This window comes from Pseudomonas sp. QC2, from assembly GCF_002859085.1.
Classification (GTDB): domain Bacteria; phylum Pseudomonadota; class Gammaproteobacteria; order Pseudomonadales; family Pseudomonadaceae; genus Aquipseudomonas; species Aquipseudomonas petroselini.
Genome location: NZ_PKKS01000009.1, coordinates 100,378 through 124,702 on the forward strand (window position 1 = coordinate 100,378; position 24,325 = coordinate 124,702).

Here is a 24,325-nt window from a genome sequence, read left to right on the forward strand (position 1 = left end):
TCAGTTGAGACCGACTATATAGTATGACTATTTGCAAAACAACTCTTCCAAAGCATCGATTTTGCGCTTATGTTTAAGCACGCATAGAACATATAGTCATACAATAAGAGAATCGATCATGTCTGATAAAAAGCCCGGCCTACGCTCCGCCCAGTGGTTTGGTACCGCCGACAAAAACGGTTTCATGTACCGCAGCTGGATGAAGAACCAGGGCATTGCCGACCATCAGTTCCATGGCAAGCCGATCATCGGCATCTGCAACACCTGGTCGGAGCTGACCCCGTGCAACGCGCATTTCCGCCAGATCGCCGAGCACGTCAAGCGTGGCGTGATCGAGGCCGGCGGCTTCCCGGTGGAGTTCCCGGTGTTCTCCAACGGCGAATCCAACCTGCGGCCCACTGCGATGCTCACGCGCAACCTGGCGAGCATGGACGTGGAAGAAGCCATTCGCGGCAACCCGATTGACGGTGTGGTGCTGCTGACCGGCTGCGACAAGACCACCCCCGCCCTGCTGATGGGCGCCGCCAGTTGCGACGTACCGGCCATCGTCGTGACCGGTGGGCCGATGCTCAACGGCAAGCACAAGGGCCAGGACATCGGCTCCGGCACCGTGGTGTGGCAATTAAGTGAACAGGTCAAGGCCGGCACCATCACCCTGGACGACTTCCTCGCGGCCGAGGGCGGCATGTCGCGTTCGGCGGGCACCTGCAACACCATGGGCACCGCGTCGACCATGGCCTGCATGGCCGAGGCATTGGGCACCTCCCTGCCCCACAACGCGGCGATCCCGGCAGTGGATGCACGGCGTTATGTGCTGGCGCATATGTCCGGCATGCGTGCGGTAGAGATGGTGCGCGAAGACTTGAAACTGTCGAAAATCCTCACCAAAGAAGCGTTTGAAAACGCGATCCGCGTGAATGCGGCCATCGGCGGCTCGACCAACGCCGTGATTCACTTGAAAGCCATCGCCGGGCGCATCGGCGTCGAACTGGACCTGGACGACTGGACCCGCATCGGCCGTGGCATGCCGACCATCGTCGACCTGCAACCGTCAGGGCGTTTCCTCATGGAAGAGTTCTACTATGCCGGCGGCCTGCCTGCCGTGCTGCGTCGCCTCGGTGAGGCCAACCTGATCCCGCACCCGAATGCCCTGACCGTCAACGGCAAATCGTTGGGCGAGAACACCAAGGACTCGCCGATCTACGGCCAGGACGAAGTGATCCGCACCCTCGACAACCCGATCCGCGCCGACGGCGGCATTTGCGTGTTGCGCGGTAACCTCGCCCCGTTGGGCGCGGTGCTCAAGCCGTCCGCCGCCAGCGCGGAGCTGATGCAGCATCGTGGCCGCGCGGTGGTGTTCGAGAATTTCGACATGTACAAGGCGCGCATCAACGACCCGGAGCTGGACGTGGACGCCAACTCGATCCTGGTGATGAAAAACTGCGGGCCCAAGGGTTACCCAGGCATGGCCGAAGTCGGCAACATGGGCTTGCCGGCCAAGCTGCTGGCCCAGGGCGTAACGGATATGGTGCGGATTTCCGATGCGCGCATGAGCGGCACCGCCTACGGCACGGTGGTGTTGCACGTGGCGCCCGAAGCCGCTGCCGGCGGGCCGTTGGCCACGGTGAAGGAAGGTGATTGGATCGAACTGGACTGTGCCAACGGCCGCCTGCACTTGGACATCCCCGACGCAGAGCTGGCGGCGCGCATGGCCGACCTGAAACCGCCACAAAACCTGATCGTCGGCGGCTATCGCCAGCTGTATATCGACCATGTGCTGCAGGCCGACCAGGGCTGTGACTTTGACTTCCTGGTAGGGTGCCGTGGGGCCGAAGTCCCCCGGCATTCCCACTAATTGGGATGCTATGATGCCGCGAATTTAAGTCAGAGCCTCCCTGTCGTTATGGATCAACAGCCGTCCAAGCCGCGCAAGAGCCAGCATGCCCAGATCGTTCAGGACTTGGGCATGCACATCGTTTCCGGTCGCTTCAAGCCTGAAGAGCGGCTGCCCATGGAGGCCACGCTCTGCGAGGAGTACAAGGTCAGCCGTTCGGTGCTGCGTGAAGCCACGCGGGTGCTCAGCGCCAAGGGCCTGGTGTATTCCAAGCCTCGGGTGGGCGCGGTGGTGCGGCCCCGGTTGAAATGGCACCTGCTCGACCCGGACGTGTTGTCCTGGTTGATGCAGTCCACGCCCCACAGTGAGTTCTTCAATACCTTGGCGGGTGTGCGGCGCATCCTCGAACCGGAAATCGCCGCCATGGCCGCGACTACCGCCACCGATGAAGACATCGCCACCATCGAACAGGCCTACCGGGGCATGGAAACCGCGAAGACCCACGAAGACCTGTTGCAGGCCGACCTGGATTTTCACCGCGCGATTGCCGATGCCACCCGCAACGACCTGCTCGCTTATATGTGCAACATGCTGTCGTTGCCGTTGCGCGAGTCGATCAACATCACCAACCGCCGCCCGGATATCCAGGGCCTGAGCCTGCCCCGGCACAAGGCAATCCTCACCGCGATCCAGAACCGTGACGCCCTCGGGGCACGGCATGCGTCGCTGGTGCAGCTGGATGACACGCGAGTGGCGTTGGATACGGTGATGAACGTGCTCACGCCGCTCTGACTCCAAGGCATACCCAGGACCCCATGTGGGAGGGGGGCTTGCTCCCGATGGCAGTAGACCGGTCAATATTGCGTTGACTGATCCACCGCTATCGGGAGCAAGCCCCCTCCCACATTGAAGCGGTGTACGCCGTTATAGCGTGTAGGCGATTCCGACCTGCACGGTGCGCGGCTCGCCTGGGTAGGCGTAGACGTTGCCGAACGCGCCTTCTTCATACTCGCGGTTGAACAGGTTCTTCACGTCGAGGTTCAGGCGCACTTTGTCGTTGACCTTGTAGTAGCTGAGCAAGTCCACCACGGTGTAAGCATCCATCGAGAACGCGGTGTTGGACGTCTGCCCGGCGCGCTCATCCACGTATTTGCCGCCCGCCCCCAGCCCCAGGCCTTTGAGGGCGCCGTCCTGGAATTCGTAGACGTTAAGCAAGCTGAAGCTGTTGCGCGGGATGTTCAGCAAACGGGTGCCGGTGCGCAGGGTGTTGTCCTTGGTGACTTCGGCGTCCACATAGGCATAGCCGCCGATCACGCGCCACTCGGGGGTGATATTGCCCGTCACGTTCAGGTCGAAACCTCGGCTGCGCACTTGGCCGGCGGCGACGCTGAAGGTCGAGTCCTGGGGGTCGGTGGTGAGCACGTTTTTTTTCTCGATCTGGTAGATCGCAGCGTCGACGCTCAACTGGCGATCCAGGGCTTCCCACTTGACGCCCATCTCGTAGGATTTGCCTTTTTCCGGCGCAAAACCGCCGCCCTGGCGGCTGGCGCCGGTGTTGGGCTTGAACGAGCGCGCGGCGTCGGCGTACACCGCGACGGTATCGGTGAGGTCGTAGATCACACCGACGCGTGGGGTGACGGCGTTATCAGCGGCTTGCCAGCTTTTGGTGCCTGGCACGTAACTCTCGTAATCGTGCTCAAACCGTTCGAAACGCGCACCGGCCAACACTTTCAAACGCTCGGTCAGTGCCACTTGGTCTTGGACAAACGCCGCGTAGGTTTTGAGGTTTTCCTTGTCATGTGTCGGCGTGCGGGTCAGCGGTGGACGCGCCTGGCCGTAGACCGGGTCGAAGATATCAATCGGGTAAGTACCCACGGCAGCGCTGGAACGTTGGATGATCGACTTGTAGTCGTAGTCCTCGTACTCGATACCGGTCAGCAACGTGTGATCAAAACCGCCGGTAGAGAAGTGCCCGGTCAAGTTGAGCTGGTAGTCCTTGTCGGTCCATTCCAGCTTGCGGTAATTGAAGTTGCGTTGCAGCGTGCGGCCGTCAGCGTTGAGGCTGGTCGTACCATTGGCCTCAATCGCGTTGCCTTGCAGCGTGCCATCCAACCATTGCATACCGCCGCCCAGGGTCCAGTTGTCGTTGAGCATATGTTCGAAACGCAACTGAGCCATGTTGTTGTCGTTGTGCAATTTACCGACATCTTTATCCCCCCAGAAGGTGTCGCGCGAAGGCGTGCCTTTTTGGTTCGGGTACCGCGTCAAGCCACGGTCCAACGGGTGGTTGTTACGCATGAAGTCGCCTTCGAAGATCACCTTGGTGTCGTCGGTGGCTTGCCAGGTGATGACCGGGGTCACGCCGTAGCGCTCGGTTTCGACATGATCACGGAAGGTATCGCCGCCCTCGCCCACCACGTTCAGGCGATAGGCCAGGCGACCTTGCTCGTCCAGTGGGCCCGATGCGTCAAGCGTGGCGCGCTGCATGCCCTGGTCATCCAACTGGCTGCCGAGGGTGACGGTGGGTTCGGCCAGCGGTTGCTTGGACACCACGTTGAAGGTGCCGCCCGGATCACCACGGCCGTAGAGCATGGTCGCCGGGCCGCGCAGCACTTCCAGGCGCTCGATGGTGTTGGCGTCCGGCATGTTCGGGTAACCGCGGTTGATCGGGAAACCGTTGCGGTAGAACTCGCCGGTGGTAAAGCCGCGCACGGTGAACGTGGTCAGCCCCTGGCCGCCAAAGTTGTTCGCACGCCCGACACCGCCGGCGTAATCCAGCGCGTCCTGCAGGCGAGTGGCGCCGATGTCGTCGACCACGGCCTTGGACACCACGGTGATGGACTGCGGGGTTTCATGAATGGAGGTGTCGGTGCGCGTCGCACTGGCTGAACGTGTCGCGTGGTAGCCCTTGACCGGCCCTTGAGCCGTCTCGTAGTCCGCCTCGCCCGTGACATTGGTGGCTTGCAGCTCAAGACTGGCTTTGTCGGCAGGGACAACCTCAGCCCAAGTAAAAGGCGAAAATGCCTGAAGCACACAGAGGGAAATCAAGGTACGACGCATGGATGTTGAACCTAGTGAATGAGCCAGAAGGGGCGGCAAACCTGCCAAAAATTCGCGGGGATGGTATACCAATCCATTCGCGTTTGACATCTATTCTCATTCACTATTTTTCAGGTAACAGCTTTGTATCGATAAGCAGCAAGTTTGATGCGAACTCAATGTGGGAGGGGGCTTGCGCCCGATAGCAGTGTGCCAGACACCGATGTTGTGACTGCCACACTGCTATCGGAAGCAAGCCCCCTCCCACAGTTGGATTGCTATACGACGTCAGGATCCGATCAGCGATAGCGCTCCAGCCAATGGGCGTAAGGCGCAGGCAAGGTCCAGGAGGATTTCTCCACGCCCAGTTCCTTGGCCGCAAAGTACGCCCAATGCGGGTCAGCCAGGTGCGCACGACCGACCGAGACCAGGTCCAGATGCCCGGCCTGCAATGCGCCTTCTGCCAGTTGCGGTGTGCCAAAGCCCCAGGCCGACGTCACCGGGATACCGGCTTCACGACGTACACGTTCAGCGATCGGGCCCATGAAAGCCGGGCCCCACGGGATATTGGTGTCGGGAATGGTAAAACCGACGCTGACGCTCAGCAGGTCCAGGCCACCGGCTTTGAAGTTGCGGGCCAGTTCGATGGATTCGGTGAGGGTCTGCTCGTCACGGCCGTCGTATTCGATCACGCCAAAACGCGCGGTCAGCGGCAGGTTCTCCGGCCAGACTTCGCGCACGGCGGCCAGGGTTTCCAGGAGGAAACGGCTGCGGTTGTCGAAGCTGCCACCGTAGGCGTCGGTGCGCTGGTTGGAGTGCTCGGAGAAGAAGCTCTGGCCCAGGTAACCGTGGGCGAAGTGCAGTTCGATCCACTCAAAGCCGGCGTCACGGGCACGGCGGGCGGCGTCGACGAAGTCCTGCTTGACCCGAGCGATGTCGTCCAGGGTCATGGCGCGGGGCACTTGCGGCAGGTTGGCACCAAAGGCGATGGCCGACGGTGCGATGGTTTCCCAGCTGCGCGCATCGGAGGCAGGCATATGGTCGTCCCCTTCCCACGGGCGGTTGGCGCTGGCCTTGCGACCGGCATGGCCGATCTGGATGCCTGGCACCGAGCCGGCGGCCTTGATGGCCTTGACCATGGGCACGAAGGCCTCGGCGTGGGCGTCGCTCCAGAGACCGGCGCAACCGGGGGTGATACGCCCCTCGGGCGCTACAGCGGTGGCTTCAACCACCAGCAAACCGGCGCCGCCACGCGCCATACTGGCCAGGTGCACGAGGTGCCAGTCGTTGACGATGCCGTCATCCGCCATGTATTGGCACATTGGCGGTATGGCGATGCGATTGCGCAGGGTGACATCTTTGAGTTTGAACGGTTCGAACAAAGCGGACATTGAGAACTCCGGGAGCGAGTGGATGATTCGATAGTTCGATGGTAATCGAACTATGGTATTCGATGATACCCCCCTGTTATGATTCGTTTCATGCGAGCCTTTAAACATCCCCCTCTGGAAGACCTGACCCTCGAGCGCCTGCTATATGCGCTGAGTGACCCGGTGCGCCTGGAAATCGTGCGCTGCCTGGCCGGTGTGCCCGAAGCCACCTGCGGCGAACTGGATGGCGGGCGGCCCAAGTCGAGCATGTCCCATCACTTTCGCGTGTTGCGCGACGCCGGGTTGGTGCACACCCGCAGCGCGGGGACCACTCATCTGAATTCGTTGCGCGGTGATGTGCTGGAGGAACGGTTCCCGGGGTTACTGCACTGCATTCTTGCCCAGCGGTAAACCCTGTCAGTCCAGCAGCGCGATAAGGCTCGGCTCGATCGACGTCTCCAGCACCTCCAGCACCGCCAACGTCACCGGCAACTTGAAGCGCCGCCGCCCTGCACTGCCGGGGTTCACATACAGCGTTGCGCCGCGCCATTCGATCAGGGGTTTGTGCGAATGGCCGGTGATCACCAGCCGAGTAGACGTGTCGAGTAAGGCGGGTACGTCGGCGATGTCATGCACCACCAACGTCCGCCATCCGTCCACATCCAGCAGCAGATGGTCGGGCACCTGCTCTGCCCACGGCGCGTCCTGGTCATTGTTGCCGCGCACCACGTGCAGGGGCGCGATCTGCGCCAATTGCTGAAGAATCTCAGGGCTGCCGATATCGCCGGCATGAATGATCTGCTCACATCCCTGCAAAGCCACCACGGCTTCAGGTCGCAGCAGGCCATGGGTATCGGAAATCACGCCAACTTTCATAGGGCCTCCGGGGTGGAAATCGAACCGTGAGACACCCGCGCGCCATCTAGGTACACGCGATCCTTGCCGTTGCCCTTGGCGGTGTAGAGGTTGCGGTCGGCACGCTTGAGAACCGCCGACATATCGGCCCCGAGCGTAAAATGCGTCATGCCCGCACTGCAGGTGTAGTCATGGGGCGGCGCGACACTGCTGCGGATCGCTTGCAGCAGGTGCAGCGCGTAATCGGTGGCGAGACCAGGGTCATCGCCCACCAGCAACACTCCGAATTCTTCGCCGCCAATCCTGCCGAAACTGTGGCTGCCTGGGGTGGATTTAAGGCACGCGGCCATGGCGCAGAGAATCCTGTCGCCGACGTCATGACCGAACTGGTCATTCTTTAATTTGAAACTGTCGATATCCAGCATCATGAAGTAGCCGGTATCACCGGCCGCAATCAGTTTGGAAAAGCTCTCCATAAAGGCCCGCCGGTTCAGGATGGAGGTCAAGTAATCGGTCTCGGCCAACTCCCTAAACTCACTCTCCACCATTAACACCGAACGCAGGTTCTTCAGGTAGTAGACATTCAAGATAAAGCCGATCGCCACCGACGCGGCACAAAAGATAAACACGTAGATATCGACGCCTTCGTAAAGGCTCATCTGAATGCTGGGCCACGTCAGTAACCAGACCAAGGCGGCGCAGACCAGAAAATCCTGAACCACGATAAACAGGATTGCACTGCTCAGCACCAAGGTCACGGCCAGCGGCAAGGCAAACACCTGCAGCGCGGGATGGACGTGAACCACATAGGCAAAACCCGCAGACAGCAGCACCATGTAGGCCACACCCAGCGCCCGCCACAGCACATAATGAGTCACCACTCGGTGAACCCCATACACCCCGCACAGCCCGATCGTGACCAGCGCGACCGGCCAGCCAAACATCGCCCAGCGGTCCACCAGCAACACCGCCAGCCAGGCGAAAATCCCGATCAGTTCAGCCTTGGCGATCGCGGGCGACAACAGTCTTTGCATCCGTGGCCTGAGCTTCACATTAGCCGGCATCCCGTCACTCCCTGTGAATGAGTGGCCGGTGTGCTATCGGCATGACTCAGTTGAAGACTGTGGAGGCCGGTCGCAAACGAGTAAGCCATAAACCGCCTGACCAACACCATAAAAGGTGGCAGGACTTCAAGCAATGTCTTGGAATGAATCTTGAAATAGCCCCGGTCGGCCCCCTCTTGAACCAGACGAATAACGTGGGTCTTGGATACCGAGAGTTGCTCAGCGATGGAAAGGTAGGACGAAGACCTGAAACTTGCCCCTTGATTATCGAGCGCACACGCATCGTTATAGATCGCCAGCATCAACATATGCCCGGCATCGCGTTTTACCAGCCAATAACAATCAGGCATCAACAGGTCGATGGTCACGTTATGGGAGAGAAGGACCGAAAATCCTTTGAAATAACGTGCCAGATAGGCGCGATCATCCAACCCGCCCATTGACCCGCACACCGCCGTTCCCGAGCACATCACACCCAGCGGCTCGACCACGGAGGTGAGCATCCGCCGGATCTCCTCGCAGGCTTGGGATGACGGGCTGAATACCCGCAAACGGCTGTCATCCGGATGCCTGGACACCGTCATGAACCCCAGCGCCCTGAACAGCAGGAAGATCGACTCCAGGCTGTTTCTGGAACAGAACCCGCGCGCCACACAAAACGCTTTCACCTCGGACAGTAAGGGAACGGGCTTGGAGAAATACGTGCTCAATAAGGTAAAGGACACCATCAAGCGACTGAACTTGAGTGCGGTCTTATAGAAAAACGGTCTTTTTGAATAGCACTCCAACAAAATCGAATAATGGGAACGAATACACGCTTCAAAATCCACATGACGCTCAAACGCCCGCGCCGACTGTTCTATCGCCAACTTCAACGAACCACTGCACATGAGAAAGAGCCCTGATCAAACAACTTGGATTCACTGATCTCAATTGCAGCACCGATAATGGCGTTTTGCCTTGAGCGCAATCTATCGTGATTAGCGTAGAGGACACCGTCGCTACCAAAATTGTTCCAAAAAGACCTCGATGGCTTAACCGTTTCAGTCGCCGCAGCGAACCTTCCCCGCAAGCCGACGTCCGAGCTTTAGCACTGTTGCTTACTGCTCGCCGCGAGGGCCTCGTTTGAAAGCCGCCATCATCAAAAAATACCGTTTGATCATCAAGACCATGGGCTACGTGGGCTGGGCGCTGTTCTGGCTGTTGCTGTGGGACGTCGCCGTCACCGTGGACTTCATGCTGTTTCTCACCGCCAAGATCAATCTGCCGCTGATGCCGCTCACCCTGCTGGGTTCGGCGCTGGTGGTGCTGATCAGTTTCCGTAACAGCAGCGCCTATAACCGCTGGTGGGAAGCCCGTACCCTGTGGGGTGCGATGGTCAACAACTCGCGCAGCTTTGCCCGCCAGGTACTGACCCTGCTGGACGACCCCGACGGAGAAGTGAACCCGGTCAAGGCCACCCTGCTGCGCCGCCATGTGGCCTACGTGAATTGCCTGGCCGCCCACCTTAAAGGCGAGCCATGCCCCGAAGAAGTGCGGGCGTTTATCCCGGCCGAGGAATTTGCGCGCAACGGTGCCACCAATAACTTTGCCAATGACATACTCACCGGGTCGGCGGCGTTGCTGGCCAAGGAATACAAGGCCGGGCACCTGGACAGCATCCGCCTGGCGCGGCTGGAGTCGACCCTGGTGGATCTGTCCAACGCCCAGGGCGGCATGGAGCGCATCGCCAACACGCCACTGCCCTACCCTTACGTGTACTTCCCACGGCTGTTTATCTCGCTGTTCTGCCTGATCGTGCCGGTGGGCCTGGTGGAATCCCTGGGTTGGTTTACCCCGCTGGCGTCGACGGTGGTCGGTTTTATGCTGCTCGCCATCGAACGCATCGGCACCGACCTGCAAAGCCCGTTCAACTCCAGCGAACACCAGATCCAGATGGAAACCATCTGCGAAACCATCGAGAAAAACCTGCAGTCGATGCAGCGTGACGCTCTCGGTGGCGAGCGCATCGGTTAAACCTGCCCTCGGCCCTCAAGTGCTTGCCCCCGCAGTCGATATACAGGGGGTACGCATGGGCCATATCCCCCTCACAACAACACATGCGACGCTCGACACTACTGTTTTCTCCTTGCCAAAAATATAAATACCCGCGGGTGAAGTCATGAATATCAAGCAAAAGCTGACCTGGGCGTTTGCCGCCATCGCGTGCGTCCCGGTTATTTTGGTCGCTGTGTTAGTTGTACTGAATGTGCGCGAGGGGGCCGTGGCCAATTTCCTCGACAGCAGCGGCCGCGAAATCCGTCAGATCGACAATGGCATGAAGCAGTTCTTCGACGGCATCAGCCAGAACGTCGACTTCGTCGCCAAGGACCCGCGCGTTGTCGCGGCCAAGGACCTCAAGAGTTACGCCGGTGCCGACGCCGCGCAAATCCCCCTGACCCAGACCAACAAAGACCTGCTGGCGATTTTCGACCAGTTCGCCAAAAGCCACCCGAGCACCGCCTACTTGTCGTTGGGCCTCGCCGACGGCGGTTATGCCAGCTGGCCTGATGACACCAAACTGAACAACTACGACCCGCGCGTACGCCCCTGGTATCAGGCGGCCATCGCCGCGCCGGGTAAAACCGTGCGCACCGGCGCCTACTATTGGGCGCCGGACGATGTGACGCTGATCGGCACCGTACACACCGTCGCCGACGGCAGCGGGAATATCCTCGGCGTGGTTGGCCTGGACGTGTCGCTCAAGCAGCTCACCGAGCTGGTACGCAACATCAAGCTGGGCGACAGCGGCTACCTGATGCTGGTGGAAGGCAACGGCAACGTGCTGGTCGACCCCAGCGATGCCAAGCACAACTTCAAGCCCCTGGCCGACCTGGGCCCCAACTACGCCGAACTGGCCAAGCGCGGCGACGGCGTGAGCCAGATCGACATTGATGGCGTGGCCTACATGGCCAACATGGTCAGTTCCAAGGACCTCGGCTGGCGGTTTATCGGCCTGATCAAGCGCGACGAAGTGATGGCCGGCGCTACCCGCCTGACCTGGTTGATCGCGGCCATCGCAGCAGTATTGGCGTTGGTGTTCGCGATTGTCGGCGCCAGTTTTGCCAGCGTCATCGTGCGCCCGATTCGCGGCGTGGCCGACGGCCTGCAAGAAATCGCCGAAGGCGAAGGCGACCTGACGCGCCAACTCAAGGTGCAAGGCAAGGACGAAACCGCCAGCCTGGCCGGCTGGTTCAACCAGTTCCTGAGCATGATCGCGCAGCTGGTGCAGCGCATCGGCAACGCCTCTTCCGACCTGCAAACGGCCGCCGCCGACACCAGCGAAGTCGCCCACAATATGAACCAGGCCGCCGGCCGCCAGCGTGAAGCGGTGGAGCTGGTCAGCACCGCGTTCAACGAAATGGTGGCCACCGCCAACGAAGTCGCCCGTTCCTGCAGCGCCGCCGCCACCAGTGCCGACGAAGGCTACCGCGACGTGCACGACGGCCAGCAGCACATCGGCGAAGCCACCGGCAGCGTGCTCAAGCTCAGCGAGGACCTGCAGAAGTCGACCCAGACCATGCAACTGCTGGAGCAGGACAGCAAAAACATCAACACCATCCTCGACACCATCCGTTCGATTGCCGAACAGACCAACCTGCTGGCGCTCAACGCCGCGATTGAAGCCGCGCGCGCCGGTGACCAGGGCCGAGGCTTCGCCGTGGTCGCCGACGAAGTCCGCGCCCTGGCGCGCCGCACCGCCGACTCCACCGGTGAAATCGACAGCCTGCTCGGTAACCTCGCCCGCCGCACCCAGGAAGTCACGCAGCAGATGCAAGGCAGCCTGCAGGTGTCCCACACCAGCGTGGAACGCATCCAGCAGGCCCGCGACAGCTTCGACAAGATCCGTGGCTCGGTGGACTCGATCCGCGACCAGAATACCCAGATCGCAACGGCCGCCGAGGAACAACACCAAGTGGCCGAAGAGATCAACCGGCACATCGCGCAGATCCATGCCGATGCGCAATTGGTTGAAGAATTCGCCCACTCGGCGCAGACCGGGTCAGGTCGGTTGACGGATATTTCGGGTCAGCTCAAGGGCTTGGTGGGGCGGTTCAAGTTCTAACCGCCGTCACACCGGGGTCGCTTGCGGGGGCGTGTATTGGCTACTATAGCCACGCACTCCCCCGCACCTTACCTTTGGAGCCTTAATGCCCACCCCCAAGGACACGGCCGCCGACAGCAGCACCCCGATGATCCCCGAGCAGCGTCGCGAACAAATCCTGCGGCAGTTGCGCAAGCATCAGGTGATGAGCGTGCACCAGTTGATGGAGATGTTCGACTGCTCGCACATGACCGTGCGCCGTGATATTGCACTGCTGGAGCAGGAAGGCCGGGCGTACTCCGTCACCGGAGGGGTCAGGATCGCCAGCCAGCTGCACAGCGAGCCCAGCCATCAATCCAAAGCCGTGGTGGAATTGCCGCAAAAGCAGGCGATGGCACGACTGGCCGCGCGGTTGCTGCACGCGGACATGACGGTGTACCTGGATGCAGGCACCAGCACGCTGGAGATCGTCCCTTACATCAAGGCGCTGTCGGGGATGACGGTGGTCACCAACGACTTCGGGATCGTACAGGCCTTGATGGATGCGACGCAGGTCACTGTGATCCACACCGGCGGCCAACTGGACCATGACAACCATTCTTCGGTCGGCGGGCTGGCGGTGGCGACCTTGCGCCAGGTAGTCACGGACATCGCCTTTGTGTCCACCAGCTCCTGGGATTTGCACCGAGGCATCACCACCCCCTCAGCGCTGAAAGTCGAGGTCAAGCAAGTGGCAATGCAATCGGCGTCCCAGGTCGTACTGGTGGCGAGCAGTTCCAAGTACGGCACCTTCAGCATGTACCGCATCGCCGGGCTGGAACCGTTCGACGTGATCATCAGCGACGACGGCCTGGCGCCGGCGGCGGCGGATGGCATCCGCAAGCGCGGGATTGAATTGATGCTACCGGGCGATCCATTGCCGGCGTGATGCCCTTCCTTTGTGGGAGAGGTCGAGCTTTAGCGAGGCTTCGATGGCGGTGCCAGGGTTGGCAGGTGTGTTGTCTGACACACAGCTATCGGGGGCAAGCCCCCTCCCACATTTGAGTTCGGTTGGCAGGTGGGAAGTGGGTCACCGCTGGTCCCCTGTGGGAGATGTCGAGCGTTAGCGAGGCTTCGATGGCGGCGGCATTGCGGGTAGATGTGTCGGCTGACACACCGCTATCAGGGGCAAGTCGAATCGTCGCACCGCCCCTCCCACCTTTGAACCAAACCGACGCACAGGCTCGTCGACTATCGAGCCCCTTTCCAGTCCCGCAACCATTGCAGGCCCGCCGAGGTGTCGCCCTTTGGCCGGTATTCGCAGCCGACCCAGCCGTCATAGCCCAACTGGTCCATCAGTTCGAACAGGTACGCGTAGTTCAACTCGCCCAGGTCAGGCTCGTGACGGTCCGGTACCCCGGCGATCTGGATATGACCAATGCCGTCGAAGTCGCGGCGCAGCTTGGTGGCCAAGTCGCCTTCGACGATCTGGCAGTGGTAGCAGTCAAACTGCACCTTGAGGTTGCGCGCGCCGACTTCACGGCAGATGGCGTGGGCCTGGTCCTGGCGGTTGAGGAAAAAACCCGGCATGTCGCGGGTGTTGATCGGCTCCAGCAATACGGTGACGCCGGCCTCAGCCGCCGCCGCACTGGCGTAGGCGAGGTTTTCCAGGTACACGGCCTGATGGCGCTGGCGCAGGTTTTCCGAGGGCAGCAAACCGGCCATGACGTGCACGCGGTCATTGCCGAGCACGGCGGCGTATTCCAACGCGCGGTCGAAGCCGCTGCGAAACTCGGCCTCACGCCCCGGCAGGCTCGCGATGCCCCGCTCCCCTGCAGCCCAGTCACCGGGCGGTGCGTTGAACAACGCCTGCACCAGGCCGTTATCACTCAGGCGCTGCTTGAGCACCTGCGCGTCGTACTCGTAAGGAAACAGGTACTCCACCGCGTCAAACCCATCGGCCTTCGCGGCACTGAAGCGCTCGAGAAAGTCATGTTGCGGGTAAAGCATGCTCAGGTTGGCAGCAAAACGAGGCATAGGAACTCCTGGAAATCAGACAAAAGGCCAGATCAGCAATGTAATCACGAAACCCAAGGTGCCGAGCAAGGTGGTGATCACCGTCCACGTGCGCAGACCATCGGCCACGTTGAGCCCGGCAAGCTTGGTGAAGATCCAGTAGCCGGCATCGTTGATATGCGACATGGCCAGCCCGCCACCGCCCATGGCCAGGCACAGCAGCGCCAGGTGGTTGGGCGTCAGGTTGAGGGTGGCGATCAGCGGGCTGATGATACCGGCGGTGGTCACCAGCGCCACTGTGGTGGAACCCTGCACCGCCCGCAACAGCATGGTCAGCAAGAAGCCCAGGGCCAGCACCGGCAGGCCGGTGGTGCGCAGCATGTCGGAGACCACCGCGCCGATCCCGGTGTCTACCAGCACTTTACCGAACACCCCACCGGCACCGGCAATCAGGATCACCATGGCCACGCCCGGCAACGCCGAGCCGATCACGTCGGAGACCTGGCTGCGGCTCCAGCCACGGCGCGAGCCGAGCAGCCAGGCGCACAGCAAGGTGTCGATCAGCAGCGCCACCAACGGCGCGCCCAGCACAGTCATCACCCCACGCAACGCCGATTCGATCGGCAGCAGCGAGGTGGCCAGGGTACCCAGCAGAATCAAGACAATCGGCAGCAGGATCAGGCCGACGATCAGCCCGAACCCCGGCGCAGGCGCCGCCGGCAACTTGGCGGCAATGGCGCTGGTGGACTCTTCCAGGCCCATAGGGGACTCGGCCACAGCGCTCTGTTGCACCGCCTGGTGGTTGCCGTTGGTCCAGGCCCGCAGGTCTTCATTGGTCACGTGAGGGCCATAGACTTCGGCACGGATGTCATCGGTCATCGGATAGAAACGCCGCGTCATGCGCCCCGCCACGCGGTAGCCGACGTAGCACAGCAACGCGGTGATCGGCAGGCCGAACATCAGCACCCGGCCCAGGTCGGCACCCAGTTGGCTGGCGGCGGCCACGGCGCCCGGATGCGGCGGCAGAAACGCATGCACCGTGAGCAGCGCCGCACACATCGGCAACGCGAACATCAGCAGCGGCTTGCGGGCCCGGCGTGCCACGCCGTAGGCCAGCGGCATGAGGATAATCACCCCGACTTCAAAGAACACCGGCACGCCGATGATGAACCCGGCGATGGTCAGCGCCAGCGGCGTACGGCTGTTGCCAAACCGCTCGATCAGCGACTTGGCCAAGGCTTCGGCACCGCCGGACAGCTCGATGATCCGCCCGATCATCGCCCCCAGGGCAATGATGATTGCGATGTGGCCAAGGGTCTTGCCCATGCCGCCTTCGATCGTCGCCACCAGGTCAGCCGGTTTCACCCCGGCCACCAGCGCCACCACGATACTCACCAGCATCAGCGCGACAAACGGCTGGAATTTGTACTTGAGGACCAGAAACAGTAGCAGCGCGATACCCGCGCCGGCGGTCAACATCAAAATCAGTGGGCTCATTCGAGAATGTCCTGTTGTTATTGTTTTTTGGCGCAAGCCGCTCCCGTCACGCTCCGCAGGCGGGTCTCGCGGGGGGGGGGGGCTTGCAGTGTCGGTCTACGGCATTACCAATGCGCGCCGAACGTCTCGCGCAGTTCATCCAAGGCGGCCTGGCTCAGCGGCTCGGGCCGGGGGTTGCTCATCAGCCAGAGCCGGGCGGTTTCTTCCAACTCTTCCAGGGCGTAGCTGGCCTTGGCCACCGAGCTTTCCCAGACCACCGGCCCCAGGCGCTCGAGCATCACCCCTCGCACGCTGTTGGCCAGTTGCGCCACTTGCTCGGCGACGTCGGGCGAGCCCGGACGCTGGTAGCCGATCAGGGGGATGTGCCCGACCTTCATCACCTGATAGGGCGTGAGCGGCGGCAGAATATCGTCCGCCCGCCACACCCCGGCCAGGGTCAACGCCACCAGGTGGGTGGAATGGGTGTGCACCACCCCGCCCACCGTAGGGTTGCGGTCATACACCTGACGGTGCAGGGCCAGGGTCTTCGAGGGTTTGTCGCCGGACACCCACTCGCCCTTCAGGTTGACCTTGGCAATCGCCCCAGGCGCCAGGCGACCCAGGCAGACGTCGGTGGGCGTAATCAACCAGCCATCGTCCAGGCGCGCACTGATATTGCCGGCGCTGCCGACGGTGTAGCCACGTTGATACAGGCTGTGGCCGACGTCGCAGATTTCTTCGCGCAGGGCCTGTTCGTCAGTGCCGCTCATTGGGCACCTCCGGCCAGGTGCGCAAGGGCCTTGGCAAAGAACTCGCGCCCCCCGAAGTTGCCCGATTTCAGCGCCAGTGCCAGCGGCTCGGTGGAACTGCTGACCGTGGCCGGCACGCCGGGGTCGATCTGTGCACCAATCTGCAACAGGTTGACGCCGAGGGCCTTGACCACCGCGCCGGAGGTCTCCCCGCCCGCCACCACAAAGCGCCGCACACCCTGCTCGCGCAAGCCGGCAGCGATCTCGCCCAAGGCGTTCTCCACAAGGGCGCCGGCGCGTTCGACACCCAGCTGTTGCTGCACCGCCTTGACCTCGGCCGGGGTGCTGGTGGCGTAGATCAATACGGTGTGTGCACTGTCGCGGGCAAAGGCCAGCGCCTGCGCCACCACCGGCTCACCGGCGGCCAGGGCGATGGGATCGATGCGCAACGCCGGGCGGCCCGCCTCGCACCAGGCCGCGACCTGGCCGAGGGTCGCCACCGACGCACTGCCGGCCAGCACCACTTCGCCACCGCTGACCGTGGGCAACGTGTTCACATCGAAGTCGCGCAATTTACCCGCGCGGCGGAAATTGCCCGGCAGCCCCAGGGCCAGGCCCGAGCCACCGGTGAGCAGCGGCAAGTCGGCGCAGGCGCTGCCCAGGGTGTAGAGGTCCTGGTCCGACAGCGCGTCGGCGATGGCAATGCCCACGCCTTGCGCGCGCAGTTCGGCGATCTTCGTACGGGTCGCGTCCACCCCCGCAGCAACCGCGTCGTAACGCAGCAGCCCGACCGGCAATGCAGTCTGACGTTGCAGCACGCGCACCAAGTTGGCGTCGCCCATCGGCGTCAGTGGGTGATGCTGCATGCCCGACTCATTGAGCAACTGGTCCTGCACAAACAGGTGGCCACGGAAAATCGTCCGGCCGTTTTCCGGGAACGCCGGGCAGGCCAAGGTGAAATCACTGCCCAGCGCCTTGAGCAAGGCCTCGCTGACCTGGCCGATATTGCCGGCGGCGGTGGAGTCGAATGTGGAGCAGTACTTGAAGAAAATCTGTTCGCAGCCCTGCTCGCGCAGCCAGTCCAGCGCGGCCAGGGATTCCTCGACAGCCTCTGCCACCGGCGTGGTGCGCGACTTGAGGGCGATGACGATGGCGTCTGCATCCAGCCCGTCCGCGACTTCGCGACTGGGGATGCCAATGCTCTGCACTGTACGCATGCCGCCGCGTACCAACATGTTGGCCAGGTCGGTGGCGCCGGTGAAATCGTCGGCGATGCAGCCCAGCAACGGGCGCGTGGTGGGGTTAGTCATAAAGCGTTCCTTACACCGGCTCGGGCTTGGCAGTCGGCAGGTCGATGCCGGGGAAAATCTTGATCACCGCCGAGTCGTCCTCACGGCCAAAACCGGCGCTGGAGGCCTGCATGAACATCTGGTGCGCGGTGGCGGACAACGGCAGCGGGAATTTGCTCGCACGCGCGGTATCCAGCACCAGGCCGAGGTCCTTGACGAAAATATCCACCGCCGACAGTGGCGTGTAGTCGGCCTTGAGAATGTGCGGCACGCGGTTCTCGAACATCCACGAATTACCGGCGCTGTGGGTGATCACCTCGTACAAGGCCTCGGCGTCCACCCCTTCGCGCAGGCCCAGAGCCATGGCCTCGGCGGACGCCGCGATGTGCACACCGGCGAGCAGTTGGTTGATGATCTTGACCTTGGAACCCAGGCCGTGGACGTCGCCCAGGCGATACACCTTACCGGCCATGCCTGCCAGCACCGCATCGGCCTTGGCATAGGCGGCCTGCGGGCCCGAGGTCATCATGGTCATTTCACCGGCGGCGGCCTTGGCCGCACCGCCGGAAATCGGCGCATCCAGGTACAGCAGGCCGTGGTCGGCCAAGCGCTGGCCGAGGTCGACGGCGTAGGTCGGGGCCACGGTGGCACAACCGATCACCAGGCTCGCAGGGCGCAATGCAGCCACTGCACCGCCTTCGCCGAACAATACGGTTTCGGTCTGTTCGGCGTTGACCACCACGGTGATGAGCACATCACAGGCCTCGGCCATCTGCGCCGGTGACGCGCACGCCACTCCGCCTTCGCCAGCGAACTGCTGGGTGACCGCCTCGCGTACATCACAGGCATGCACATTGAAACCTGCGCGCAACAGCGAACGGGCAATGCCTAGCCCCATCGCGCCCAAACCGATCACACCGACATTCTTATTATTCATGGGGTACTCCAGGGGAAAACGGCGGCTGACACCACACCGGCGAGCCGCGTTGGAATTGGAATTGATCATCCACCAATGAACAGATTATGTGAAGTATTTTTTCGATCTAACATTTTTTAACATCGCCAGCGAAAGAATTTCACACATCACCCTTTATCGCCTCACCCCACGCAAACTCATTTGCGACGCTTGTGCTTTGCGTATTATGGTATACCATCATACGCAAACCACTCCCCCACACCTGATGGAGCCGCTCATGAGTTTCGAAATCCGCAAGATCGTCAGTTATGTAGAAGAAACCTTTATCGAAGGCGGCAAGGCCGCAGACACCCCGGTGAAAATGGTCGGCCTCGCGGTGGTGCTGAAGAACCCATGGTTGGGTCGTGGTTTCGTCGAAGACCTCAAGCCGGAAATCCGCGCCAATTGCTCCGACCTCGGCGCGCAGATGGTCGAGCGTCTGGTAGCAATCATTGGCGGCGCCGAAAACATCGAGGCGTATGGCAAGGCAGCGGTGGTCGGTGCCGATGGCGAGATCGAACACGCCAGCGCGATCATCCACACCCTGCGCTTCGGCAATCACTACCGTGAAGCGGTCAAGGCCAAGAGCTACCTGAGCTTCACCAACAAGCGCGGCGGCCCGGGCACTTCGATCCAGATCCCGATGATGCACAAGGACGACGAAGGCCTGCGTTCGCACTACATCACCCTGGAAATGCACATCGAAGATTCGCCGCGTGCCGACGAAATCGTCGTGGTCCTGGGTTGCGCCGACGGTGGCCGCCTGCACCCACGGATCGGTAACCGTTATATCGACCTGGAAGAGCTGGCGGCCGAAAAAGCCCAGTAAGCACGGCCGGCCACCACAACAAAAAACATGCAGGAGCGCTCCATGATTCGGCTCACCGCTGAACGCACCCCGGCTGGCACCAGTTATCTGGCGACCGGCCAAGGCCAGCCTGTGGTTTTGATCCACGGCGTGGGCCTGAATAAAGAAATGTGGGGCGGGCAAGTCGTTGGCCTGGCCACGAACTACCGCGTGATCAGCTATGACATGCTCGGCCATGGCGCCAGCCCGCGCCCGGCCGCCGGCACGCCGCTGCTGGGGTATGCCGACCAGTTGCTGGAGCTGCTCGACCACCTGCAACTGCCCCAGGCCACAGTGATCGGTTTTTCCATGGGTGGCCTGGTCGCCCGGGCGTTTGCCCTGCACTACCCCGAGCGCCTCACCTCCTTGGTGGTGCTCAACAGCGTGTTCAACCGCAGCCCCGAACAGCGTGCCGGCGTGATCGCACGCACCGCCCAGGCCGCCGAACACGGCCCGGATGCGAATGCCGAAGCTGCGCTGTCGCGCTGGTTCAGCCGTGAATACCAGGCCGCCAACCCGGCGCAGATCGCCGCCCTGCGTGAAACCCTGGCGGGCAACGACCCCCAGGGCTACCTGACCACCTACGAACTGTTTGCGACCCAGGACATGTACCGCGCCGACGACCTCAAGGGTTTGCGCGTCCCCACCCTGGTCGCCACCGGCGAACTCGACCCCGGTTCAACCCCGGAAATGGCCCGGCAACTGGCCGATCGTATTCCCGGCGCCACCGTTGCAGTGCTGGCCGAGCAACGGCATATGATGCCGGTAGAATCGCCACGCCTGGTCAACCAGCTGCTGCTGGGCTTCCTCGACACGGTGTACGCCCAAAACAATCCAATCAAGGGGATCGTTGCATGACACTCGCACGCTTCCAGATGTGCATCGGCGGTGAATGGGTCGATGCCCTGTCCGGCAAGACTTTCGACAGCCTCAACCCGGCCCTGGCCGAACCCTGGGCGCAACTGCCCGACGCCGATGAAGCCGATGTGGAGCGCGCCGTACAGGCCGCCCAAAGCGCCTTCGACAGCCCGGCCTGGCGTGGCCTCACCGCCACCGCACGGGGCAAATTGCTGCGCCGCCTGGGCGACCTGATCGCCGACAACAAGGAACAACTGGCCCAGCTGGAAAGCCGCGACAACGGCAAGTTGATCCGCGAAACCCGTGGCCAGGTCAGCTACCTGCCGGAGTTCTTCCACTACACCGCCGGCCTGGCCGACAAGCTCGAAGGCGGCACCCTGCCGCTGGACAAGCCGGACCTGTTCGCCTACACCGTGCACGAAGCCATGGGCGTGGTGGCGGCGATCATTCCGTGGAACAGCCCGCTGTACCTGACCGCGATCAAACTCGCGCCGGCCCTGGCGGCGGGCAATACCATCGTGATCAAGCCGTCGGAACACGCCTCGGCGACCATCCTCGAACTGGCGCGCCTGGCCCTTGAAGCCGGGATCCCGCCGGGCGTGGTCAACGTGGTCACCGGCTACGGTCCCAGCACCGGCGCCGCCCTCACCCGCCACCCGCTGGTGCGCAAGATCGCCTTTACCGGCGGCGCGGCCACGGCCCGCCATGTGGTGCGCAGCAGCGCGGAGAACTTCGCCAAGCTGTCCCTGGAGCTGGGCGGCAAATCGCCGAATATCATCTTTGCCGACGCCGACCTCGACAGCGCCATCAATGGCGCGATTGCCGGGATCTATGCGGCATCCGGGCAGAGCTGCGTGTCCGGTTCGCGCCTGCTGGTGCAGGATGAGATCTACGACGAATTCGTCGAGCGCCTGGTGGCACGCGCCCAGCGCATCCGCATCGGTAACCCGCAGGACGACGCCAGCGAAATGGGGCCCATGGCCACCGCGCAGCAACTGGCCGTGGTCGAAGGCCTGGTCGCGGATGCCATCGCCGAAGGCGCGCGCCTGCGCACCGGCGGCAAACGCCCGCAGAACCTCGGCGAGGGCTGGTTCTATGAGCCGACGCTGTTCGAATGCGACCGCAACTCGATGAAGATCATGCAGGAAGAAGTGTTCGGCCCGGTGGCCTCGGTCATCCGTTTCAAGGACGAAGCCGAAGCGCTGGCCATCGCCAACGACTCGCAATTCGGCCTCGCCGCCGGCATCTGGACCCGCGACCTCGGCCGCGCCCACCGCCTGGCGCGGGACGTGCGCTCGGGGATCATCTGGGTCAACACCTACCGTGCCGTGTCGGCAATGGCGCCCATCGGCGGCTTCAAGAACAGCGGCTACGGACGTGAAAGCGGCATCGATTCGGTACTCGCCTACACCGAGCTGAAGACGGTGTGGATCAACCTCTCCCAGGCGCCCATGCCTGATCCCTTCGTGATGCGTTAAGAGACCCCGACCATGATCGAACCCGGCATTTACAAAGACGTCATGAGCTCGTTCCCTTCGGGCGTCACGGTGGTCACCACCCTCGACCCGGACGGCGGCATCGTCGGCATTACCGCCAGTGCGTTCAGCGCGCTGTCGATCGACCCGGCGCTGGTGCTGTTCTGCCCCAACTATGCGTCGGACACCTACCCGATCCTGCGCGACAGCAAGCGCTTCGCGATCCACCTGCTGTCCGCCGACCAGACCGCCGAGGCCTATGCGTTCGCCAGCAAAGGCAAGGAAAAGGCCAAGGGCATCGAGTGGCACCTGAGCGAGCTGGGCAATCCGCTGCTGGCCAAGGCCACGGCGATCATCGAGTGCGAACTGTGGCGCGAATACGACGGCGGCGATCACGCGATCATCGTCGGCGCGGTGAAGAACCTGATCCTGCCCAAGGAACCGGTCACGCCGATGATCTACCACAAGGGCAAGCTGGGCCCGCTGCCGCCCCTGGCCTGAGGCGCGCCGGGGCAGAGGGAGCGCGCCATGAGGGTTTGTCGCTTAAAGAACGCAGCATGATAAACTTGGGCACGATTTTCGGCCCTCAATCGGCCCCGGCCGGCCGAGGCCTCCAGTTAACCGCTAAATTCAGAGCAGACCCCATGAAACGCGCGCCCCTCGACGACAGCTTCAAGGTCAATCACAACCCGGTCACCCTGCGCGAAATCGTGCTGGAAAAACTGCGCAGCGCCATCATGAACTTCCAACTGCTGCCCGGTGACCGCCTGGTGGAGCGCGACCTGTGCGACCGCCTCGGGGTCAGCCGCACCTCGGTGCGCGAAGCCTTGCGTCACCTGGAGTCCGAAGGCCTGGTGGAATTCGCCGACGCCAAGGGCCCGCAGGTAGCGATCATTACCCTGGCCGACGCCGTCGACATCTATGAACTGCGTTGCGTGCTCGAAGGCTTGATCGTGCAATTGTTCACCCTGCGCGCCAAGGCGAAGGACATCAAGGCCCTGGAAAAAGCCCTCGAAGAAAACCGCAAGGCCCTCAAGGACGGCGAGCTGCAACAGGTCATCGACTCGGTGCAGGGCTTCTACGACGTGCTGCTCGAAGGTTCGGGCAACCATGTGGCGGCCACCCAGCTGCGCCAGTTGCAGGCCCGCATCAGCTACCTGCGCGCCACCTCGGTGTCCCAGGAAAACCGTCGCGGCACCAGCAACCAGGAAATGGAACGCATGGTCCAGGCGATCAAGAGCGGCGACCCGCTGGCCGCCCACCAGGCGTGCGTCGATCACGTGCGCGCCGCCGCCGCCGTGGCCCTGGACTACCTCAAGCGCAAACAGGAAGAAACCGGCAAGCTTCCGGAAATCACCCTGCCCATCGCGCTGAAAGAACCGCGCATAGGTCACTGACCTTGGCCAGCCCCAGCTTTTGCCCGACATGCGGCGGCAGTGACCTCGGTCACCAGCTGCCACCGGGCGATACCCATGAGCGCCTGATGTGCCGGGGCTGCGGCTATATCCACTACATCAACCCCAAGATCATCGCCGGCTGCATCATCGAGCAGGACGGCAAATACCTGCTGTGCCAACGCGCGATCCCGCCCCGCCCCGGCACCTGGACATTGCCTGCCGGTTTCATGGAAGGTGGCGAAACCACCGAACAGGCCGCGCTGCGTGAAGTGTGGGAAGAAAGCGGCGTACGTGCCGAGATCGTATCGCCCTACTCGATCTTCAGCGTGCCCAGGATCAGCGAGGTCTACATCATCTTCCGCGCCATCGCGCTGGAGATCACCGGCCAGTTCGGGCCGGAGACCCTGGACTATAAGTTCTTCGCGCCTGAGGATATTCCCTGGGACAGTATCTACTACCCGGCGATCAGGCAGATTCTCGAGCGGTATATCGAGGAACGCCAGGCTGGGGTGTATGGCATCTATATCGGGAACGATGACAGCGGCAAGATTCATTTCATCCGCTGACCGCACCGCCAAACACGGATCAAAATGTGGGAGGGGGCTTGCTCCCGATAGCAGTGTGTCAGTCAATACATGAAGTGACTGAACTACCGCTATCGGGAGCAAGCCCCCTCCCACATTTGGCCTGATGACCTAGGGTGCCAGCCCTTCCACAATAATAATCTGCGCCACCCCTGCCCCCTCCCGGTGCCCCTTCGCTTCCTGATATTCGGCAGACGCGTAACACGCCACCGCCTGCTCATAGCTCTCAAACTCAATCACCACATTACGCTGCCGTGACGGCCCGCCTTCCATCGCCTCGCTGCGCCCGCCCCTGGCCAGGAACCGCCCGCCAAACTTTGCAAACGCCGCCGGCGCGCGCTGGGTGTACTGGGTGTACTGCTCTGCATCAGACACATCCACATGGGCAATCCAGTAGGCCTTCATCGTGACATCCTCTTGTTGAATTTTTGTGGTATACCATAATACATGCAAC

23 protein-coding genes and 1 pseudogene are annotated in these 24,325 nt (G+C 62.3%); 13 read left to right on the forward strand and 11 right to left on the reverse strand.

What is annotated here, in order from left to right; all coding sequences use genetic code 11:
* Positions 1–118: 118 nt before the first annotated feature.
* Together QCBJ_RS09140 and QCBJ_RS09145 are read left to right on the forward strand one after the other, a co-directional pair.
* A complete protein-coding gene (locus tag QCBJ_RS09140) occupies positions 119–1,855 on the forward strand; it encodes an IlvD/Edd family dehydratase (RefSeq protein WP_012723592.1) in 1,737 nt (578 codons plus the stop codon).
* A gap of 48 nt (positions 1,856–1,903) precedes the next feature.
* On the forward strand, positions 1,904–2,626 hold the full coding sequence (locus QCBJ_RS09145; protein ID WP_046035745.1) for a FadR/GntR family transcriptional regulator: 723 nt from the start codon (positions 1,904–1,906) through the stop codon (positions 2,624–2,626).
* A gap of 132 nt (positions 2,627–2,758) precedes the next feature.
* Here the strand turns inward: QCBJ_RS09145 and QCBJ_RS09150 are convergent, their stop codons facing one another.
* Both QCBJ_RS09150 and QCBJ_RS09155 read right to left on the reverse strand, forming a co-directional pair.
* A complete protein-coding gene (locus QCBJ_RS09150) occupies positions 2,759–4,894 on the reverse strand; it encodes a TonB-dependent siderophore receptor (RefSeq protein ID WP_093546719.1) in 2,136 nt (711 codons plus the stop codon).
* 278 nt (positions 4,895–5,172) lie between these two features.
* The gene (locus QCBJ_RS09155) at positions 5,173–6,264 is read right to left on the reverse strand and encodes an NADH:flavin oxidoreductase/NADH oxidase (RefSeq protein ID WP_064052610.1); all 1,092 of its coding nucleotides are present in this window, start codon (positions 6,262–6,264) and stop codon (positions 5,173–5,175) included.
* A gap of 90 nt (positions 6,265–6,354) precedes the next feature.
* On the opposite strand from QCBJ_RS09155, the gene QCBJ_RS09160 reads away from it, so the two are divergent.
* Positions 6,355–6,654: a helix-turn-helix transcriptional regulator gene (locus QCBJ_RS09160; protein ID WP_102060659.1), complete on the forward strand. Its 300-nt coding sequence runs from the start codon at positions 6,355–6,357 to the stop codon at positions 6,652–6,654.
* A 6-nt stretch (positions 6,655–6,660) separates the two neighbouring features.
* On the opposite strand, the gene QCBJ_RS09165 is transcribed toward QCBJ_RS09160, so the two are convergent.
* The 3 genes from QCBJ_RS09165 to QCBJ_RS09175 are packed head-to-tail and all read right to left on the reverse strand — an operon-like array spanning position 6,661 to position 9,052.
* On the reverse strand, positions 6,661–7,119 hold the full coding sequence (locus QCBJ_RS09165) for a metallophosphoesterase family protein (protein ID WP_102060630.1): 459 nt from the start codon (positions 7,117–7,119) through the stop codon (positions 6,661–6,663).
* Complete coding sequence (locus QCBJ_RS09170; protein WP_102060631.1) at positions 7,116–8,162, reverse strand: GGDEF domain-containing protein; 1,047 nt, start codon at positions 8,160–8,162, stop codon at positions 7,116–7,118. The genes QCBJ_RS09165 and QCBJ_RS09170 overlap by 4 nt, the downstream gene beginning before the upstream one ends.
* Complete coding sequence (locus tag QCBJ_RS09175) at positions 8,147–9,052, reverse strand: hypothetical protein (protein ID WP_046035748.1); 906 nt, start codon at positions 9,050–9,052, stop codon at positions 8,147–8,149. Before QCBJ_RS09175 ends, QCBJ_RS09170 begins: the two co-directional genes overlap by 16 nt.
* Positions 9,053–9,287: 235 nt before the next feature.
* On the opposite strand from QCBJ_RS09175, the gene QCBJ_RS09180 reads away from it, so the two are divergent.
* The 4 genes and pseudogenes from QCBJ_RS09180 (at position 9,288) to QCBJ_RS09190 (ending at position 13,174) form a co-directional block, all read left to right on the forward strand.
* Complete coding sequence (locus QCBJ_RS09180; protein WP_012723584.1) at positions 9,288–10,178, forward strand: bestrophin family protein; 891 nt, start codon at positions 9,288–9,290, stop codon at positions 10,176–10,178.
* Between the two features lie 301 nt (positions 10,179–10,479).
* Positions 10,480–11,403, forward strand: a pseudogene (locus QCBJ_RS30670) (cache domain-containing protein); the annotation flags it as partial.
* Positions 11,404–11,499: 96 nt separating this feature from the next.
* On the forward strand, positions 11,500–12,267 hold the full coding sequence (locus tag QCBJ_RS30675; RefSeq protein WP_370636901.1) for a methyl-accepting chemotaxis protein: 768 nt from the start codon (positions 11,500–11,502) through the stop codon (positions 12,265–12,267).
* Positions 12,268–12,352: 85 nt separating this feature from the next.
* The gene (locus QCBJ_RS09190; RefSeq protein WP_046035749.1) at positions 12,353–13,174 is read left to right on the forward strand and encodes a DeoR/GlpR family DNA-binding transcription regulator; all 822 of its coding nucleotides are present in this window, start codon (positions 12,353–12,355) and stop codon (positions 13,172–13,174) included.
* A gap of 302 nt (positions 13,175–13,476) precedes the next feature.
* Here QCBJ_RS09190 and otnI read toward each other — a convergent pair whose 3' ends face one another.
* The 5 genes from otnI to ltnD form a co-directional block, all read right to left on the reverse strand.
* Positions 13,477–14,262, reverse strand: a complete 786-nt coding sequence (gene otnI / locus QCBJ_RS09195) for a 2-oxo-tetronate isomerase (protein ID WP_102060632.1) — start codon at positions 14,260–14,262, stop codon at positions 13,477–13,479.
* A 15-nt stretch (positions 14,263–14,277) separates the two neighbouring features.
* Positions 14,278–15,738 (reverse strand): SLC13 family permease, encoded by a 1,461-nt coding sequence (locus QCBJ_RS09200; protein WP_102060633.1) that lies wholly within the window; start codon positions 15,736–15,738, stop codon positions 14,278–14,280.
* Between the two features lie 104 nt (positions 15,739–15,842).
* Positions 15,843–16,487, reverse strand: a complete 645-nt coding sequence (locus QCBJ_RS09205; RefSeq protein WP_102060634.1) for an aldolase — start codon at positions 16,485–16,487, stop codon at positions 15,843–15,845.
* Positions 16,484–17,776 (reverse strand): 3-oxo-tetronate kinase, encoded by a 1,293-nt coding sequence (gene otnK / locus QCBJ_RS09210; RefSeq protein ID WP_012723578.1) that lies wholly within the window; start codon positions 17,774–17,776, stop codon positions 16,484–16,486. Before otnK ends, QCBJ_RS09205 begins: the two co-directional genes overlap by 4 nt.
* A 10-nt stretch (positions 17,777–17,786) precedes the next feature.
* Positions 17,787–18,761, reverse strand: a complete 975-nt coding sequence (ltnD, locus tag QCBJ_RS09215) for an L-threonate dehydrogenase (RefSeq protein ID WP_256581479.1) — start codon at positions 18,759–18,761, stop codon at positions 17,787–17,789.
* A gap of 187 nt (positions 18,762–18,948) precedes the next feature.
* Here ltnD and QCBJ_RS09220 point away from each other — a divergent pair, with 187 nt between their 5' ends.
* The 6 genes from QCBJ_RS09220 (at position 18,949) to QCBJ_RS09245 (ending at position 23,853) form a co-directional block, all read left to right on the forward strand.
* On the forward strand, positions 18,949–19,539 hold the full coding sequence (locus QCBJ_RS09220) for an amino acid synthesis family protein (RefSeq protein WP_012723576.1): 591 nt from the start codon (positions 18,949–18,951) through the stop codon (positions 19,537–19,539).
* Between the two features lie 42 nt (positions 19,540–19,581).
* Complete coding sequence (locus tag QCBJ_RS09225; RefSeq protein WP_043205174.1) at positions 19,582–20,415, forward strand: alpha/beta fold hydrolase; 834 nt, start codon at positions 19,582–19,584, stop codon at positions 20,413–20,415.
* Positions 20,412–21,893, forward strand: a complete 1,482-nt coding sequence (locus QCBJ_RS09230; RefSeq protein WP_012723574.1) for an aldehyde dehydrogenase — start codon at positions 20,412–20,414, stop codon at positions 21,891–21,893. The genes QCBJ_RS09225 and QCBJ_RS09230 overlap by 4 nt, the downstream gene beginning before the upstream one ends.
* Positions 21,894–21,905: 12 nt before the next feature.
* The gene (locus tag QCBJ_RS09235) at positions 21,906–22,391 is read left to right on the forward strand and encodes a flavin reductase family protein (RefSeq protein ID WP_102060635.1); all 486 of its coding nucleotides are present in this window, start codon (positions 21,906–21,908) and stop codon (positions 22,389–22,391) included.
* Between the two features lie 143 nt (positions 22,392–22,534).
* Positions 22,535–23,287, forward strand: a complete 753-nt coding sequence (locus tag QCBJ_RS09240; RefSeq protein WP_012723572.1) for a GntR family transcriptional regulator — start codon at positions 22,535–22,537, stop codon at positions 23,285–23,287.
* A 2-nt stretch (positions 23,288–23,289) separates the two neighbouring features.
* Positions 23,290–23,853: an NUDIX hydrolase gene (locus QCBJ_RS09245; RefSeq protein WP_093546739.1), complete on the forward strand. Its 564-nt coding sequence runs from the start codon at positions 23,290–23,292 to the stop codon at positions 23,851–23,853.
* Between the two features lie 129 nt (positions 23,854–23,982).
* Here QCBJ_RS09245 and QCBJ_RS09250 read toward each other — a convergent pair whose 3' ends face one another.
* Positions 23,983–24,276 (reverse strand): DUF1330 domain-containing protein, encoded by a 294-nt coding sequence (locus QCBJ_RS09250; protein WP_012723570.1) that lies wholly within the window; start codon positions 24,274–24,276, stop codon positions 23,983–23,985.
* Positions 24,277–24,325: the final 49 nt, after the last annotated feature.